Below are 17,920 nucleotides of genomic sequence, written 5' to 3' on the forward strand. Positions count from 1 at the left end.
TATGCAGGGAATTATAATAAAAGGCATAGGCGGATTTTATTATGTAAAGAGTGAAGATAAAATTATTGAATGCAAGGCTAGGGGAAAGTTTAGGCACAACGAACTTTCTCCTATGGTAGGGGATGAAGTAGAGATAAAAGAGAAAAATGGTAAAGGTGTTATTGAAGACATATATGAAAGAAAAAATATGCTAATAAGACCTTCTGTTGCAAATGTTACTCAAGCACTAGTTGTATTTGCAATAAAAAATCCTGACATTAATGAGGACTTACTAAATAGATTTTTAATGCTATGTGAATTTAATAAGCTTGATATAATAGTATGCTTTAATAAAACAGACTTGATAGATTGTATACATGAAAATGAAGTTGTGAATATGATTAAAAGTGCGGGATATAAGGTTATGTTTTTAAAGGCTAAAGAAGGAGAAGGAATAGAAGAATTAAGAGACTATTTAGATGGCAACGTTACAGTGCTATGCGGACCTTCTGGTGTAGGTAAATCAACTATAATAAATACATTGGCAGGAAAAAACCTAATGGAGACAGGCAATATAAGTGAAAAATTAAAAAGAGGTAAACATACTACAAGACACAGTGAACTTTTACAAATAGGTAAAGGATTCATAGTAGATACTCCTGGGTTTTCTTCATTAGATACAAGTTTTATTGATAAAGAAGATGTACAGGATTGCTTTCCGGAATTTCATGATTATTTAGGAGAATGTAAATTTAATAGTTGCCTTCATTATAAGGAACCTAGTTGTGCTATAAAGAAGGAAGTTGAGAATGGGAATATAAATTCTAAAAGATATGATTTTTACGTAAAAATTATTGAAGAAGTTTCACAGAAGAAATCTTACAAAGGAGGAGATGGAAGATGATAAAGATAGCTCCATCAATATTATCAGCTGATTTTTCAAAGTTAGGGGAAGAGGTAAAGAACATAGAAGCTCATGGAGCAGATATAGTACATATAGATGTAATGGATGGTATGTTTGTGCCAAATATTACTTTTGGAATGCCAATAATTAAAAGCATAAGGAATATAACAAAAATGCCTTTTGATGTTCATTTGATGATTGAAAAACCTGATAGATATATAGAGGATTTTGTAAAGGCTGGAGCAGACATAATAACAGTTCATTATGAAGCTGATAAGCATATAGATAGAACTATAAATTACATAAAAAGCTTTGGAATTAAAGCTGCAGTAGCATTAAATCCAGGGACACCTGTATCTAACATAAAGGATCTGATATCAGAACTTGACATGGTTTTAATAATGAGTGTTAACCCTGGTTTTGGAGGACAAAAGTATATTAAATATGCATCAAACAAGATAAGGGAAGTAAAAGAGTTAAAAGATAAATTTAATCCTAACCTTTTAATTGAGGTTGATGGAGGCGTAGATGCATCCAATATACAAGAGGTAGTTGAAAGTGGGGCAAATGTAATAGTTGCTGGATCTGCGGTATTTAAAAATAATGACGTAGAAGGAAATATAAAGAACCTTAGAGAGGCTTTAAAGTGAAAGCGATAATAATTGCTGGCGGACAAATGCCTTCCAGTGATATAGTAACAGAAGAAGTAAAAGATGCTGAGTACATAATATGTGCAGATAGAGGAGCAGAGGCTGCGTATAAGTATGGAATAGAGCCTGATGACATAATTGGAGATTTTGATTCCATAGATAAATCCATATTGCAAAACTTTAAGGATAGAAATATCTCTATAATAAAGTTTCCTGAAGAAAAAGATGATACAGATACATCTATTGCAGTAGAAGAAGTACTAAAAAGAAAAGTAGATGAAGTAGTGTTACTTGGTGCTACTGGAACTAGAATTGATCATGTATTAGGGAATGTAGGTTTATTAGTAAAGTTTCTAAAATATAATGTGAAATGCTATATAAGAGATAATAACAATATAATTTTATTAACAGATAAAAATATAACATTAAAATATAGAGGATATAAATATTTTTCTCTTCTAAGCTACGGCGAAACAGTTAAGGAATTAACTATTGAAGGTGGGAAATATCCTTTAAATAATTATGAGTTGAAGCTTGGCGACCCATTAGCTGTATCTAATGAGTTTTTATTGGATAAAAATGTAAATATAAAATTTAAAAATGGACTACTTTTAATAGTTGAAAGTAGGGATTGATTTTAAAACTTTGCTTATTTTTAAGATGAGCAAAGTTTTTTGTACCATTAATGATACTTTATTCATACACTATATTATAAGCAATTATGATGAAGGAAATACTATGTCTAAAGGCTGGAATAAAGCAAAAAAGAAAGCAGGACTCATAATAGGATCTGTAGGAATTGGTATAGTACTTACCTTTTTGGTACCTATATGGGGATGGATACTGATAGCAGGAGCAGGATTCATATACGTAGGTTGGTATCTAATTGAAAATCATGATGATTAAGGGGGATTATATGAGGATAGTTGCAATCAAGCTCCCAAAGATTATATCTAATATAGTTAAATGTATACTTAGAAAAAAATAAAAAATGCAATTGGTTAACAATTGCATTTTTTATATTATATAGCACGCTGTACTTTACCAGAACGTAGGCATCTTGTGCAAACATGTATAGTCTTAGGTGTTCCTTTAACTATAGCTTTAACTTTTTTTATGTTTGGAGCCCAAGTTCTTTTAGATTGACGATGAGAGTGGCTGTACTGAACTCCAGCTACAACTCCTTTTCCGCATACTTCACATTTTCTTGACATTAAAAACACCTCCTTTATAAATTGAGAAAAGTAAAATCTTCTCAATTTAAGCCTATATCATTTTATCATAAGTCATGTAATTTTTGCAAGTATAATATAAATTATAATACCAAAATTATTATAATAATTTATATTTCCTTGAATAAATCCCTTATTTAATATAAAATATTTTATAAAGCGGTTATTTAGAAGGAGGATTATTATGATTGGAAATATTTCTAATGAATATGGATATATTAATTACTCTGAAGAGATTTTAGGAAATATCGTAGGAGTTTCTACAATGGAATGTTATGGAGTAGTTGGAATGGCTTCTAAAAATGCAAAGGACGGATTATGGGAGCTTTTGAAAAAGGGAGAAAACCTTAGCAAGGGTGTAAAAATTAGTATGAAAGAAAATAAGCTAGTTGTAGAATTATATATAATAGTGGGATATGGAACTAAAATTTCTGTAATTGCAAATAATATAATTCAAAAGGTAAAATATAATGTAGAAAATTATACAGGTTTAAAAGTATCTAGTATAACAGTGAATGTGCAGGGTGTCAGAGTTTAAGGAGGTAACATAATATGCAGCACTTAAGTATTGATGGACAGCATTTCTATAATATGATGGTAAATGCTAGCAATAAATTAGAGAAAAAAAAGGAATATGTTAATTCATTAAACGTTTTTCCAGTACCGGATGGAGACACTGGGACAAATATGTCAATGACGTTTAAGTCAGCAGTCAACGAAATACAAAATTTAAACGGAGCAGATATAGGCAAAATTGGTAGAATACTTGCTAAAGGAGCGTTAATGGGTGCCAGAGGAAATTCTGGGGTTATACTTTCTCAAATACTTAGGGGAATGTCAAAGGGTTTAGAAGGTAAAGTAGAGATAACAGCGAAGGAACTTGCAGAAAGTATAATGGAAGGTTCAAAATCTGCATACAAGGCTGTAATGAGGCCGACAGAAGGAACAATCCTTACCGTTATACGCGCAGCAGGAGAGGCCGCTATAAAGAGCACTGAAACAGATATTACCAAGCTTATGGAAGAAGTATGCTCTCATAGTGAAGATATTTTGGCAAAAACTCCTGAGATGCTTCCAGTTTTAAAACAGGCTAAGGTAGTAGATGCTGGTGGAGCAGGACTTTTAGTAATATTTAAAGGAATGCTTGAAGTCCTTAAAGATGATATAAAATCTGTAGAAATAATAAATGAGATAGAAAAAGAAAGTAAAGCTTCGATTCAAAAAACATTATCTACTGAAGATATAAAATATGGATATTGTACTGAGTTCTTTATTCTTTCTGAAAAGGTAAATATAGATAAATTTAAGGGAGAGTTAGAACCACTTGGAGATTCTATGATAGTGGTAGGTGGAGAAGGACTGGTTAAGGTCCATATACACACAAATGATCCAGGTCTTATATTATCTAAGGCCGTAAGTCTTGGAGAACTTTCAAAAATAAAAATAGATAATATGAGAGAACAGCATAGACATATTTTAGAAGATGATTACAAAGAAGAGAATAAGGAAATAGAAGAAGAAATTTTAGCAAATAAACAGTATGGTTTTGTGTCTGTTTCTTTAGGAGAAGGAATAAAAAATATATTTGAAGACTTAGGTATTGATGTGGTGATAGAAGGTGGCCAAACAATGAACCCAAGTACTGAAGACATATTAAATGCTATCAATAAAATAAAGGCAGACAATATATTTATCCTTCCAAATAATAAAAACATAATTATGGCAGCAACTCAAGCTGCAGAGCTTGCAGAAAAGAGTGTACATGTAATTGCTACGAAGACAATTCCTCAAGGAATCACTGCAATTACTTCTTTTAATGCAGACGCCACAGTAGAAGATAATATAGAAGCTATGAATGCTTCTATACAAAATGTAGCTTCTGGTTCTATTACTTATGCAGTAAGAGATACAGAAATTGATGACAAGATTATAAAAGAGGGCAATATAATAGGACTAAGAGAAGGAAAAATAGAAGAAATAGGTGACGATAAATTTGAGGTTTGCAAAAATCTCATAGAAAAAATGGTTAATGAAGATAGTGAACTTATAACAATTTTTTATGGAGAAGATTGTGATAGGGCACAGGTAGAAACTTTTGTAAATGAGTTAGAAGATAAGTATAGTGATATAGATATACAATATTATGAGGGCAATCAACCTTTATATTATTTTATATTTTCTGTTGAGTAAAAAAAGCCTTAAGGCTTTTTTTACTGTATAGGAAAGTATAGATTATTTTAACTTAATATATGGAGTGATAATATGAATGTGTACAGTGATATAAGCTGTATAAAGGGAGTAGGACCTAAAGCTAGGGAAAAATTAAACAAGTGTGGTATATTTACTGTTATAGACCTTTTATTATACTTTCCTAGGGATTATAAAGAGGTAACTCTATATGGAAATTTAAATGAGGCAAATAATAAAGAAGAGGTAATAATCAATGCAGCTTTATTGGAAATAAAAAGAGACATACGTACTAAAGGTGGGAAGGTACTTACTACCCTTTTATTTAGCGAGGGAGAAAACATATTTAAGTGCCAATGGTTTAACCAGCCATACATGAAAAATCATTTTGTTATTGGAAATATATATTTATTAAAGGGAAAAATTCAAATTTACAAGGGTGAAAATACTCTTATGAATCCTTCGGTTGTAAAAGAAAAGATTTTAAGTAAGGATACTAGTTTAACAAGAAGTATAATGCCTATTTACTCTTTAAGAGAAGGCATAAAAAATAAGCTATTAGTTAATTTAATAGATCAGGTATTAAAAGAAATTTCTATAGAAGAAAACTTGCCAGAAGAGATAATTAACAGGTATAGATTTTGTTCCTTAAATAAGGCTATATCAATAATTCATAAGCCTAAAGATATAGATGAACTTCATGAAGCAAAAAGAAGATTGAAATTTCAAGAATTGTTCACCTATTCATTAAAAACATTATTGCTAAGAAATTATCGAAACAAGAGTAATAATGGAACTACATTTGAAATTTATGACGAAGTAAATGAGTTGATGTCTTCACTACCCTATGGTCTTACAAATGCACAGAAAAGAGTTATAGCGGAAATATTAGCAGATCAAGAGCAAAGTAGATGCATGAACAGGCTAGTACAAGGTGATGTAGGAAGTGGAAAAACTATAGTTGCAATTATAGCATTATTTAACATAGTTAAAAATGGATATCAGGGTGCATTTATGGTACCTACAGAAATTTTAGCAAAACAGCATTATAAAGAAGTGTTAAAAATCTTAGATCCCTTTAGTGTGAAAGTAGAACTTTTGACAGGAAGTACTACTAAAAAACAAAAAGAAAAGATAAAAGAAGATTTAAAGGCTGGGAATATTGATATAATTATAGGTACCCATACATTAATAGAAGATGATGTGGAGTTTTATAATTTAGGACTGATCATTACAGATGAACAGCATAGATTTGGAGTTATGCAAAGAAGTAAGTTCTTTAATAAGGGAGCCAATATAGATGTACTAGTTATGACGGCAACTCCAATACCAAGAACAATGGCATTATATTTATATGGAGATTTAGATATATCATTGATTGATGAACTTCCTCCTGGGAGGCAAAAAATTCATACATACTGTATAGATATTAAGAAAAAAGACAGAGCATATAATTTCGCGCAAAGGGAAATAGATGAAGGAAGGCAAGTATATATAGTTTGCCCTTTGGTAGAGGAAAATGAAGACTTAAAATTGAGTTCTGTAGAAAAGCTTTATAATGAATTAAAGGAAAACTATTTTCAAAATATAGAAATTGCTATTTTGCATGGTAAAATGTCAGCTAAAGATAAAGATGCTATTATGGAAAGGTTTAAAGATAATGAAATAAAGATTTTAATTTCTACAACAGTTATAGAAGTTGGGATTAATGTTCCAAATGCATCATTGATGATAGTGGAGAATTCAGAAAGATTTGGTCTTGCACAACTTCATCAGCTGCGAGGAAGGGTAGGAAGAGGACAATATAAGTCTTATTGTATACTTTTATCAGAAATTAAGAATGAAGTTACTAAAAAGCGAATGGAGACCATGGTAAACAGCAGTGATGGATTTTATATAGCAGAACAGGATTTGAAAATCAGAGGAACTGGAGAAATATTTGGATTGAAACAGCATGGGGATGAAGGATTTATTCTTTCAAATTTAGCTGAGGATATGAATTTATTAAAAGAAGCTAATAAAGAGGCAAAATATATAATTAAAAGTGAAGATGAAAACTATAAGCAACTTATAAATTATATTTATAATAAGTTACAAAATAGCTCAAAATATATATGCTTTAATTAAATTGTTTATTATCATATTATTATAAACCTTATTAAATAAAATAGGTTATTCTTTAAATAAAGAACTAAATGTGATAAAATATTAGAGAAATTAACGAAAAAAGGAAAAGGAGGAATTTGTATGAGAATAATTGCGGGTATTGCAAAAGGAAAAAAGATTTTACCTCCTGAAGGTATGGGAACTAGACCTACTTTAGATAGAGTAAAAGAGAATATATTCAATATGATTCAATTTCGTGTATATGGAACAAAGGCAATAGATGTTTTTGCAGGTACAGGAAGCTTAGGATTGGAAGCAGTAAGTAGAGGTGCTAAGGAGTGCTATTTAGTAGATATGGGAGAAAAAAGCTTTAGCATTCTTAAACAAAATGTAAAAAACTTGAATTTTGAAGATAAATGTACATGTTTAAATATGGACTCTTATGAGGCATTAAAGATGCTAGCAAGTAAGGGAATGGTTTTTGATTTAATTTTTATAGATCCACCTTATGTAAGAGAAATGATTCCACCAGCTATGCAGATAATTGACGATAACAACTTGCTTAATAGAGATGGTATTATAGTGAGTAAAATTGATTCAATTGAAGAAATATATCAGGGAACAGATAATATTAAGTTAACTGATCATAGAAAATATGGCAATACAACTGTTTGCTTTTACGAATATAGGGAGGAATAAAATGAACATAGGTGTTTACCCAGGTAGTTTTGATCCTATAACTAATGGGCATTTAGACATAATTAAAAGAGCATCCAAGACATTTGATGAAGTCATAGTAGGAGTACTGGTAAATCCCGATAAAAAAGGATTGTTTGAAATTGATGAGAGAGTAGAGCTTATAAAAAGAGCTACTAAGAATATACCAAATGTAAAGGTAGAAAGCTTTAGTGGACTTTTAGTTAATTTTATGGAGGAAAGAAACATAAAAGTTATTATAAAAGGACTACGAGCAGTGTCAGATTTTGAGTATGAGTTTAAAATGGCATTAATGAATAAGAGATTAAATCCTGATATGGAAACAATATTTATGATGACAGCGGCAGAATATTCATTTTTAAGTTCATCTTCTGTAAAACAAGTAGCTATGTTTGGAGGATGTATACAGGGATTAGTGCCTGATGAAATTATACAAGATGTACTAGAAAGGATAGAGGAAAATAGGGGGATTTAATTATGGACGTACTTAAGTTACTTGAATATATTCAAGAGATAATAGAAACAGCATCAAAAGTGCCTATGACTGGCAAGATAATGGTAGATAAAAAGGAAATTACTGAAGCGGTATATAAAATAATAAATTATATGCCATCAGAATTTAAGAAAGCTCAATGGGTTTATGAAGAAAAGGATAGAATAATAAGTGAAGCACAAAAGGAAGCAGAAGAGATAAAAAAAGAGAACATTGAAGTTTTAAAAAGGCAAATTGAAAGCCATGATATCACCATTGAAGCAAAGGAAAGAGCCGAAGAAATAATTTCTTCAGCCCAAAATGATGCAAAAGATTTAAGGCTTGGAGCTAGAGAATATGCAGATGAAATTTTAACTGAGCTAGAAAAAGAAATCTCAGAAAAAAGCGATAAAATGTTAAACAGCATCAAAGATGAAATGGAGCGTTTTATAAGTAGCTTAGAAGATGAAGTAAAATTCACATCTGATACCATAAGAGAAAATATACAAGAACTAAGAAGCATGAAAAAGTAACTTTTTAAGTGTAATGATAATTTTATAAATTACCACTGGTAATATAATAATTAAAAAAATATACATATACAAATTGATGGTAGATATCTTATAATATGAATTATTAAATGTAGGGGAAGTAGTATAAAGGATATTATATGTTAAAAAACATATAATTGAACTTACTATCCCTTGTAATAATTTATATTTGCTATATCTAATAAGAGAAAAATCAAATTTACTCATAAAAGAATTACACTGCCAAAGTATACATAGTCCGCTAAATCCAATTAAAAAACTTGCAATACTTAGTTTTATTGCAGGATTAATATCTGTAGTAGAGAGTATATTGCAGCCATTTGTCATCTCAATAAGTCCTAGTAAAAATCCTTGTATAACTTTTATAGGAATATTAAATAAAATACTGATTTTTTTTAAAATAGCATCAAAAATGATGCTATTTTTTATTATGTTATTTATGACTGAAAACAATATTATAAATCCACCTACAGATGAAGATGTTTTTATAGAATCCTCAATAGAAATTCTAAGTGCTGAGCCTAAATTTAAATCATAAGTATTATTTGGAACAAATTTATATGAAATATTTTTTTTGTCGGGTTTTATTATTAAGCTCATAATGAAACAGGACAGATAATTAGCAATTAATAATATATAACCCATTCTTAAACTTTTGAACATTGATACACCTACGGAACCAATAACAAATAAAGGACTAGCATTGGAGGCTATATTTAGAAGTCTTTTACAAGTGCTGGAATCTATAATCTCCTTTTCATATAGTTGACAAGCATATTTTGCTCCAAGTGGATACCCGCACAAGGTGCTTATTATTACCACAAAGCTGCATTGCACTGGTAACCTAAGTGGAACGCAAAGAAACTTTCCAAAAAATTTAGAGTATATAAATACGCCATTACAGTACAGCATTATATTTGATATGGTTAAGAATGGGAAAAGTGAAGGGAACACTTTATAAAAAAACAAATGGGCCCCTTCTATAGTCCCAGCTATTGAAATACTAGGATTTAAAGCAAAGCTTATAATCAATATGGAACAAATTAAAGTTATTAACATAGACTTATTTTTTAGTAATAAACAAATTAGTATTATTGATATTATAATCATTAAATATAATATAATCCTTATCATAAAACTATCCTTATAAAAATACTTTAATATAAATATATTGTAAGGATTGAATTTTATTACTCTAGAATTATAGGCTTGGTTTTATAATCTGCAAAAGGGTCTACAAAATTATTAATCAAACTGTAAGATTTAGTTGCTTTAATATCTATTTCTAATATTTCAGGAAGATGTTTTGGAAGTTTAGTATATATAGGGATAGAAGAACTTTTTTTCATTTGTTTTAGCATTTCTCTTCCTATACTATTAAAGCCCAAGATTCTAGCATAAGGGCAGGGGTTTCGTCTAAGCGTATTATAGTTAAAGGTATCAAAATTTAAAAAGTATTGATATAAAATCCTGCTTATTCTTGAATAGGTATACCGCTTGGTTTTTATATTCATTATAAGTTCCTTCATATTATTAGAACTAATAATAAAGGAATTAATTCTATTAGAAAGTCCTTCAGAAGCTTCAGGTATTTTTTCTGTATCTCCAATTCCAGAAATATATTTATATTTTATATAATTTAATACTTTATCCTCAAAATCAAATGAATAAGAATTTTTTTTGAAACTTTCAAGTATATTCCATACGCTATCAGGGGTAAAATATTTAATGTGATTCACATCTGTATTGTTTTGTAGATAATTCCTTATAGCAGTGGCGCTGGAAAATTTTGAGCTTAAATCCAGTGAATTGTAAGAATTTCCTTGTCTTGAAGTGGTAAAGGCTTCAATATTGCTATTTAATTTCAATAAATTTTTACAATATTCTATGCCTAAAATATTGTTAGATGAGGCAAAAAAATTGTTAAAGGACAAACAATTTTTTTCGTTATTTCCTAAATATTCGTACAATGCTAAGTTTCTAGCCAATGGAAAGGTATTTCCTTCATCTAAATGTTTTTTTAAACTGATTTTAAATTCTAAAGGCTCATTAACAAGAATGTTAGATATCTTCATAATATCTAGTATATTACCGCTTTCACTGCCGAAACATAAGGAATCTACTATACCTAAGCTATTAAGCAAGCTCATGCTGCCCCAAGCAAAGAATTCAGCTGAAGAAATACTATATATTAAAGGAAGCTCGATTACTAAGTCTACTCCATTTAGAAGTGCCATTTTGGTGCGAGTCCATTTATCTAAAATGGAAGGAGTACCTCTTTGAACAAAATGGCCACTCATTACAGCGATAACACCATCACACTTAGTAATTTCCTTGGTTTTTTTTATATGAAGTACATGGCCATTATGCAAGGGATTATATTCAACAACTATACCTGCTATTTTCATAATTATCCTCCAAAAACTAGTAATTATTTTATATTGTTTACATAAATTATTATAGACAAATTTTCAAATTATACAAACATTGATAATTATTTAACACATTTTTTGAAAAATACTATACTTTTTCATAAAATTCAGGGAAAAAGTGGATGGGTAATTTTCAAATAATATATTTTTTTTTAAAATTAACCCTTGAAAAGCTTTGGTAAAAGGCCTATATTATATATTGTGCTTTAATTAATTAAAATGTATAAGATGGAGGTAATATTTGTTATGAAGTTAATGGAACAAATATGGCAGAAAGCTAAGTCTAATAAAATGAACATTGTCCTTCCTGAAGGAGAAGAAGAAAGAAATATAAAAGCTTGCGAAATGATAATAAAAAATGATCTTGCAAATATAATTTTAGTAGGAAATAAAGAAAAAGTACATGAGATAGCAAATAAATTCGGCGTTAGTGTTGAGGGAGCAGAAATAATAGATCCTGAAACAAGTGATAAGACAGAAGGTTATGCAAAAGAATTATATGAGTTAAGAAAAAACAAAGGTATGACTATTGAAAAAGCACTTAAAGTTGTAAAAGACCCGTTATATTTTGGTACTATGATGGTAAAGCAAAACGATGCTGATGGCATGGTTTCTGGTGCAATTCATACTACAGGAGATTTATTAAGACCAGGACTTCAAATAGTTAAAACAGCTCCTGGAGCTTCAGTTGTATCTAGTGCATTTATCATGGTGGTTCCAGATTCTGTATATGGCCAAGATGGGTTATTACTTTTCTCAGATTGTGCTGTTAATCCAAATCCTACTGCAGAAGAATTAGCATCTATTGCTATAAGTACTGCAGAAACTGCAAAAACACTTTGCAATATGGAACCTAAAGTAGCTATGCTTTCTTTTTCAACTATGGGAAGTGCTAGTCATGAATTAGTTGAAAAAGTTACTAAAGCAACTAGGCTTGCAAAAGAAATGAGACCAGACATTAAAATTGATGGGGAATTGCAGTTAGATGCAGCTATAGTTGATAAAGTTGCAAATCTTAAAGCTCCAAATAGCCCAGTAGCGGGAAAGGCGAATGTACTAATATTCCCTGATTTACAGGCAGGAAATATAGGATATAAGCTAGTTCAAAGATTTGCTAAGGCAGAAGCAATAGGACCTATAACTCAAGGATTTGCGAAACCTATAAATGACTTGTCAAGAGGATGCAGCCCAGAAGATATAGTAAACGTTGTTGCAGTTACAGCAGTTCAAGCACAAAATCAGTAAGATTTATTGTAATAATTATATTAAAAATATTAAATATAAATACAGACCTGGAAGGAGAATGTTAAAGTGAAAATATTAGTAATTAATTGTGGAAGTTCATCTTTAAAGTATCAGCTAATAGATATGAGTAATGAAGGTGCTCTAGCACAAGGACTTGTTGAAAGAATTGGAATAGAGGGTTCTATACTTACTCAAAAGGTTAATGGAGAAAAATATATAATTGAAGAGCCAATGAAAGATCATACAGATGCTATAAGATTAGTATTAGGTGCTTTGGTAGATAAAGAACATGGAGTTATTTCAGATATGTCAGAGATATCTTCAGTAGGACACAGAGTTGTGCATGGTGGAGAAAAGTATGCAAATTCTGTTTTAATAGATGATGAAGTAATGAAATCCTTAGAAGATTGTATAAAACTTGCACCATTACATAATCCTCCAAACATAATAGGAATAAATGCATGTAAAGCTCTTATGCCAAATACTCCTATGGTAGCGGTATTTGACACTGCATTCCATCAAACTATTCCAGAATATGCATACTTATATGCTTTACCATACGAATTATACAAGAATTATGGAATTAGAAAGTATGGATTCCACGGAACATCTCATAGATATGTTTCAAATGTAGCGTCAGAAATGATGGGTAAGAACATAGAAGATTTAAAAATAGTTACATGCCATTTAGGAAATGGAGCTAGTATATGTGCTGTTGATGGAGGAAAATCAGTAGAAACAAGCATGGGCTTTACTCCATTAGAAGGTGTAGCTATGGGAACTAGATCTGGTAATGTAGATCCAGCTATAATAACTTTCCTTATGAAAGAATTAAACCTAGGTATAGATGAAATAAATAATCTTTTAAATAAAAAATCAGGAGTATACGGAATTTCTGGAGTAAGCAGTGACTTTAGAGATATAGAAGAGGCAGCTGAGTCAGGAAATCATAGAGCTGAACTTGCACTTGATGTATTCCACTATAAAGTAAAGAGATTTATAGGTTCTTATGCAGCAGCTATGGGCGGAATGGATTGCTTAGTATTTACTGCAGGACTTGGAGAAAATTCAGCATTAAGCAGAAGTGAAATATGCAAGAATCTTGAATTCTTAGGAATTAAGATAGATGAAAAGAAAAATAGTGAAGGAAGAGGATTTGCTAAAGAAATAAGCACTCCTGATTCTTCAGTAAAAGTATATGTTATACCAACTAATGAAGAGCTTATGATAGCTAGAGATACTAAGGAAATAGTTGAAGATAAATAACGCATGAATTTTCATATTTTAACAAAAAAACAAATAAAACTTGACTTTTAGTTATCATCTTTATATAATAAATTGTGGCTAATTCATTGAGGTGAGAAAAATGAAGATAGATATATCTGATTTATTAAGAAAAAAGATTACCAAAAAAGATATAAATCTTTGCTTTGAAGAAGATGGTTTTTATGATGGGAAAGAACAAATTAAATTTCTAGCTCCTATCGAAGTTAAGGGAACATTAAGTGCCTTAGGAAATGAAATATCACTTAATGCTACGGCAAAGGTTAAAATTGAACTTAGTTGTTCAAGATGTTTAGAGAATTTTGATAGAAACATGGAATTTTCTATTGAGGAGAAATTCTCTAATGATGATGCCAATAAAGATGATGATTGCATCTTTATAGATAGTGATGTTATTGACATCACAGAAATTATAGAAAATAACATTATACTTTGCTTGCCAATTAGAAGGCTTTGCAGTGAAAATTGTAATGGTCTTTGCCAGAGTTGTGGAACTAATTTGAATCACTCAACTTGTAATTGTGGAGATGAAGATATAGATCCTAGACTGGCTAAGTTAAAGGAATTGTTTTGATAAAACTAAGGAGGTGTTTACTGTGGGAAATCCAGCAAGAAGGTTCTCTAAAGGTAGAAGAGATTCTAGAAGAGCACAAACTTTCAAATTAAGCTTGCCAGGAATAGTTGAATGTCCTCAGTGCCATGAAATGAAACTTGCGCACAGAGTTTGTAAAGGCTGTGGATATTATAAAGGAAAAGAAGTTGTAGCTTCTGAAAAATAAAAGAAAGTCTTTTGACTTTCTTTTATTTTATGTCAAAATTATATTTTTATTTCATTTTATCTTGTATTTATTAAAAAATTGGTATATACTTTTTACAGATAAAATACCAAGTTTTTTATTGAAAGGAAAGTCGTAACTATGATTATAGCAGTGGATGGCATGGGAGGAGACTTAGCTCCAAAAGAGGTAATTGCTGGATGTATAGAAGCATTGAGTGAGTTTAAAGATTTGAAGTTTCTTATTACAGGACCTGAGGACCTTTTAAATAAAGAATTATCTAATTATGAATACGATAAAAATTTATTGAGTATAATAGATGCTAAAGAAGTAATATCTTCTAATGAACCACCTGTTATGGCTATAAGAAAAAAAAAGGATTCTAGTTTAAATAAGGCACTTAATTTGGTGAAATCAAAAGAAGCTGATGCAATAATTTCAGCTGGCAGTACAGGAGCCTTCATGGCGGGTGCATTATTTATTGTAGGAAGAATTAAAGGGATAGATAGACCAGCTTTAGCTCCAATAATGCCAGGGAAAAATTCACCATTTATGATTATAGATGTAGGGGCTAATGCAGAATGCAAACCTGATAATTTACTTCAGTTTGCAGCAATGGGAAAAGTATATTTTGAGAAAATATTAAAAAAAGATAATCCTTCAGTAGGCCTTGTTAATATAGGTGCAGAAGAGGAAAAAGGTAATGAGCTTACAAAAGCTGCATACACTCTTCTTAAAGAATCTAATTTGAATTTTATCGGAAATGTAGAGCCTAGGGATATTCCTACCGGAGATGTAAATGTTTTAGTTTGCGATGGATTTGTAGGAAATACTGTTCTTAAGATGTATGAAGGAACTGCATTTACTATATTCGATATATTAAAGGGAGAAATAATGAGCTCTTTTTCAACTAAGATAGGAGGAGTCTTATTAAAACCTGTTTTTAAAAATATAAAGAAGAAATTCGATTACAAGGAATATGGAGGAGCTGCTTTTTTAGGTGTAAATGGAATATGTGTTAAAGCACATGGCAGCTCAGATAAAAGAGCGTTTAAAAATGCTGTAAGACAATGTATTAATTATCATAACAACAATATTATTGAACTTATAAAAGAAGAACTTATGATCTTAAATGAAATTTAATAGTATTGACGATATGATTAATATATAATATTATCTAATTAAAAGAATTCGGGGAGGTAAAATTATGATTTTTAAAAAGGTTAAAAATATAATTTCAGAACAATTAGGAATTGATGCAGAAGAAATATCAATGGAATCATCTTTTGTTGATGATTTAGGAGCTGACTCACTTGATGTAGTTGAGTTAATAATGGCTTTAGAAACAGAATTTGATTTAGAAATTCCAGATGAAGAAGCTGAAAACATTAATACAGTAGGAGATATTGTAGAATATATAAAAGCTCATACTGAAGAGTAATTTTGAAGTCCCGTGGATATTTACGGGACTTTAAAATTTAGCAAATAAACTAAAAGTTTATCCTTGAATTTGTTTAGATTTTAAAAGCAAGTTGAAGAATAAACTTCTAAGGGGAGTTATTGGTTATGAAAAGAGATGTAGAATTAAAAACTTTGCAGAGAAAATTAAAAGTTATATTTAAAGATGAAAGACTTCTAGATGTAGCTGTTACACATAGCTCATATGCTAATCAAAAAAAGAATATAGGGTATAATGAAAGATTAGAGTTTTTAGGTGATTCTGTATTACAACTTATTATAACAGAATATTTGTTTAAGAATTATAAGAACAAATCAGAAGGAGAATTATCTAGAAAAAGGTCCCTTATCGTATGTGAAAACTCATTATTTGAAGTTGCCCAAAAATGGGAATTAGGTCAATATATTAATATGAGTAAAGGCGAAGAATTGACTGGAGGAAGAGATAGAATCTCAATACTTGCGGATTGCGTAGAAGCTGTTATTGCAGCAATATATTTAGATAAGGGAATTGAAGTTATAAAAGAATTTGTTATACGCAACTTTTTTAATATAATAGAAAAAGCTATGAAGGATGAAATAATATTAGATTATAAGACAAAGCTCCAAGAAAAGCTTCAAGAGCGAGGAGATGTTGAAATTATTTATGATCTTTTAAAATATGAAGGACCACCTCATAGAAGAAAGTTTTATACACAAGTTAAATTAAATGATAAAATATTGGGTCATGGATCAGGATATAGTAAAAAACAAGCAGAGCAAAATGCAGCAAAAGAAGCCATTAAAATTATGGAGGAAGATAATGAGTAAAAGTTATTATATAATTCCTATTTTTGTACCTCATGAAGGATGTCCATATAATTGTGTCTTTTGCAATCAAAGCTCTATTACTGGAATTCATGAGGTGGTAGATGAGGATTATACTCATAATATAATAAAAAGTTATTTGGAGACTATAAGGAATGATAATGCAGTTGTAGAAGTATCGTTTTTTGGAGGAAGCTTTACAGCAATAGATATGAACAGGCAAAAGTCGCTTCTTAAGGTAGCTAAAAGTTATAAAGATGAAGGAAAAATAAAGTACATAAGACTTTCTACTCGTCCAGATTGCATAGATAGAGAGATATTAAATAACTTAAAAGAATATGGAGTAGATATAATAGAGTTAGGCGTGCAGTCCTTAGATAATGAAGTTCTTAAGCTATCGGGCAGGGGGCATGAAGAAGGGATAGTATACACTTCTTCTAAGTTAATCAAGGAATATGGATTCACGTTAGGTCATCAAATAATGCTAGGCTTACCTGGAGATAGTTTTGAAAAGGATATAGAGACTACAGAAAAAGTAATATCTATGAAACCTGATATATGTAGAATTTATCCAGCTCTAGTGGTGAAAAATACGCCTATGGAATTTATGCTTAAAAATAATTCGTATAAACCATATTCGTTAAATGATGCAATAAAGATAACCAAAGTAATTTACGGGATGCTTATATCCAACAATATTAAAGTTATAAGAATAGGTCTTCAGCCTACAGAAGAAATAAATGAAGGAAAAGAAATCGTTCAAGGACCATTTCATCCTGCATTTAGAGAACTTGTAGAGAGTAGCATAATGAATGATATGATTATTGAAAATGTTCCTTCAAAATATAATGGAGAAGTTATAATAGAAATTAATAACAAAGATATTTCTAAGCTTTATGCTAATAAAAAAGAATTTTTTTATGACATGATAGGCAATCTAAAGACAGTTAATTTTAAGGTTGTTCAAAATTCTAATATTGAATTGGGTAATTTGATTTTAAAATTAGATGAAAAAACCGTTAAAATGTCGATGTGTGAGTACATAATAAATAAGCATAAAGAAGGATATTTAAAGCTCATATAGAATAAGATAATTGAACTATAATAGGAATGATTATTT

Annotated in this window: 21 protein-coding genes; 18 read left to right on the forward strand and 3 right to left on the reverse strand. The window is 30.1% G+C overall.

What is annotated here, in order from left to right:
• The first annotated feature begins 1 nt into the window (after position 1).
• The 4 genes from rsgA to JOC70_RS01955 all read left to right on the forward strand — a co-directional run bounded on the left by rsgA (position 2) and on the right by JOC70_RS01955 (position 2,439).
• A complete protein-coding gene (gene rsgA / locus JOC70_RS01940) occupies positions 2-883 on the forward strand; it encodes a ribosome small subunit-dependent GTPase A (protein WP_204597225.1) in 882 nt (293 codons plus the stop codon).
• A complete protein-coding gene (gene rpe / locus JOC70_RS01945) occupies positions 880-1,533 on the forward strand; it encodes a ribulose-phosphate 3-epimerase (protein ID WP_204597226.1) in 654 nt (217 codons plus the stop codon). Before rsgA ends, rpe begins: the two co-directional genes overlap by 4 nt.
• Complete coding sequence (locus tag JOC70_RS01950; RefSeq protein ID WP_204597227.1) at positions 1,530-2,168, forward strand: thiamine diphosphokinase; 639 nt, start codon at positions 1,530-1,532, stop codon at positions 2,166-2,168. Before rpe ends, JOC70_RS01950 begins: the two co-directional genes overlap by 4 nt.
• 103 nt (positions 2,169-2,271) lie before the next feature.
• The gene (locus JOC70_RS01955; protein ID WP_186430212.1) at positions 2,272-2,439 is read left to right on the forward strand and encodes a hypothetical protein; all 168 of its coding nucleotides are present in this window, start codon (positions 2,272-2,274) and stop codon (positions 2,437-2,439) included.
• A 116-nt stretch (positions 2,440-2,555) separates the two neighbouring features.
• On the opposite strand, the gene rpmB is transcribed toward JOC70_RS01955, so the two are convergent.
• Complete coding sequence (gene rpmB, locus JOC70_RS01960) at positions 2,556-2,747, reverse strand: 50S ribosomal protein L28 (protein ID WP_035307559.1); 192 nt, start codon at positions 2,745-2,747, stop codon at positions 2,556-2,558.
• Positions 2,748-2,949: 202 nt separating this feature from the next.
• On the opposite strand from rpmB, the gene JOC70_RS01965 reads away from it, so the two are divergent.
• From JOC70_RS01965 to JOC70_RS01990, 6 genes are all read left to right on the forward strand, one after another.
• Positions 2,950-3,303, forward strand: coding sequence for an Asp23/Gls24 family envelope stress response protein (locus JOC70_RS01965; RefSeq protein WP_035307561.1), 354 nt, complete (start codon positions 2,950-2,952; stop codon positions 3,301-3,303).
• 14 nt (positions 3,304-3,317) lie between these two features.
• Positions 3,318-4,955: a DAK2 domain-containing protein gene (locus tag JOC70_RS01970; RefSeq protein ID WP_204597228.1), complete on the forward strand. Its 1,638-nt coding sequence runs from the start codon at positions 3,318-3,320 to the stop codon at positions 4,953-4,955.
• 72 nt (positions 4,956-5,027) lie between these two features.
• Positions 5,028-7,079, forward strand: a complete 2,052-nt coding sequence (recG, locus tag JOC70_RS01975) for an ATP-dependent DNA helicase RecG (protein WP_204597229.1) — start codon at positions 5,028-5,030, stop codon at positions 7,077-7,079.
• A 120-nt stretch (positions 7,080-7,199) separates the two neighbouring features.
• Complete coding sequence (rsmD, locus tag JOC70_RS01980; protein WP_204597230.1) at positions 7,200-7,757, forward strand: 16S rRNA (guanine(966)-N(2))-methyltransferase RsmD; 558 nt, start codon at positions 7,200-7,202, stop codon at positions 7,755-7,757.
• Between the two features lies 1 nt (position 7,758).
• Positions 7,759-8,250, forward strand: a complete 492-nt coding sequence (gene coaD / locus JOC70_RS01985; protein ID WP_204597231.1) for a pantetheine-phosphate adenylyltransferase — start codon at positions 7,759-7,761, stop codon at positions 8,248-8,250.
• Positions 8,251-8,252: 2 nt separating this feature from the next.
• The gene (locus JOC70_RS01990; protein ID WP_204597232.1) at positions 8,253-8,780 is read left to right on the forward strand and encodes an ATPase; all 528 of its coding nucleotides are present in this window, start codon (positions 8,253-8,255) and stop codon (positions 8,778-8,780) included.
• On the opposite strand, the gene ylbJ is transcribed toward JOC70_RS01990, so the two are convergent.
• On the reverse strand, positions 8,760-9,932 hold the full coding sequence (gene ylbJ, locus JOC70_RS01995; RefSeq protein ID WP_207755209.1) for a sporulation integral membrane protein YlbJ: 1,173 nt from the start codon (positions 9,930-9,932) through the stop codon (positions 8,760-8,762). The genes JOC70_RS01990 and ylbJ overlap by 21 nt on opposite strands.
• 56 nt (positions 9,933-9,988) lie before the next feature.
• Entirely contained in the window at positions 9,989-11,206 is a 1,218-nt protein-coding gene (locus JOC70_RS02000; protein WP_204597233.1) for a nucleotidyltransferase, read from the reverse strand.
• Between the two features lie 270 nt (positions 11,207-11,476).
• Here JOC70_RS02000 and pta point away from each other — a divergent pair, with 270 nt between their 5' ends.
• From pta to JOC70_RS02040, 8 genes are all read left to right on the forward strand, one after another.
• Positions 11,477-12,475, forward strand: a complete 999-nt coding sequence (gene pta / locus JOC70_RS02005) for a phosphate acetyltransferase (RefSeq protein ID WP_204597234.1) — start codon at positions 11,477-11,479, stop codon at positions 12,473-12,475.
• A 66-nt stretch (positions 12,476-12,541) separates the two neighbouring features.
• Positions 12,542-13,741, forward strand: a complete 1,200-nt coding sequence (locus JOC70_RS02010) for an acetate/propionate family kinase (protein ID WP_204597235.1) — start codon at positions 12,542-12,544, stop codon at positions 13,739-13,741.
• Between the two features lie 100 nt (positions 13,742-13,841).
• A complete protein-coding gene (locus JOC70_RS02015) occupies positions 13,842-14,333 on the forward strand; it encodes a YceD family protein (protein WP_204597236.1) in 492 nt (163 codons plus the stop codon).
• Positions 14,334-14,355: 22 nt separating this feature from the next.
• Positions 14,356-14,538, forward strand: coding sequence for a 50S ribosomal protein L32 (gene rpmF / locus JOC70_RS02020; protein WP_035307581.1), 183 nt, complete (start codon positions 14,356-14,358; stop codon positions 14,536-14,538).
• 138 nt (positions 14,539-14,676) lie between these two features.
• Positions 14,677-15,678 (forward strand): phosphate acyltransferase PlsX, encoded by a 1,002-nt coding sequence (gene plsX, locus JOC70_RS02025; protein ID WP_204597237.1) that lies wholly within the window; start codon positions 14,677-14,679, stop codon positions 15,676-15,678.
• A 64-nt stretch (positions 15,679-15,742) separates the two neighbouring features.
• A complete protein-coding gene (acpP, locus tag JOC70_RS02030) occupies positions 15,743-15,976 on the forward strand; it encodes an acyl carrier protein (protein WP_035307585.1) in 234 nt (77 codons plus the stop codon).
• 125 nt (positions 15,977-16,101) lie between these two features.
• Complete coding sequence (gene rnc / locus JOC70_RS02035; RefSeq protein ID WP_204597238.1) at positions 16,102-16,803, forward strand: ribonuclease III; 702 nt, start codon at positions 16,102-16,104, stop codon at positions 16,801-16,803.
• A complete protein-coding gene (locus tag JOC70_RS02040; protein WP_204597239.1) occupies positions 16,796-17,884 on the forward strand; it encodes an elongator complex protein 3 in 1,089 nt (362 codons plus the stop codon). The genes rnc and JOC70_RS02040 overlap by 8 nt, the downstream gene beginning before the upstream one ends.
• Positions 17,885-17,920 lie beyond the last annotated feature (36 nt).

The sequence above is a fragment of the Clostridium pascui genome (assembly GCF_016908015.1).
GTDB classification, from domain to species: domain Bacteria; phylum Bacillota; class Clostridia; order Clostridiales; family Clostridiaceae; genus Clostridium_AK; species Clostridium_AK pascui.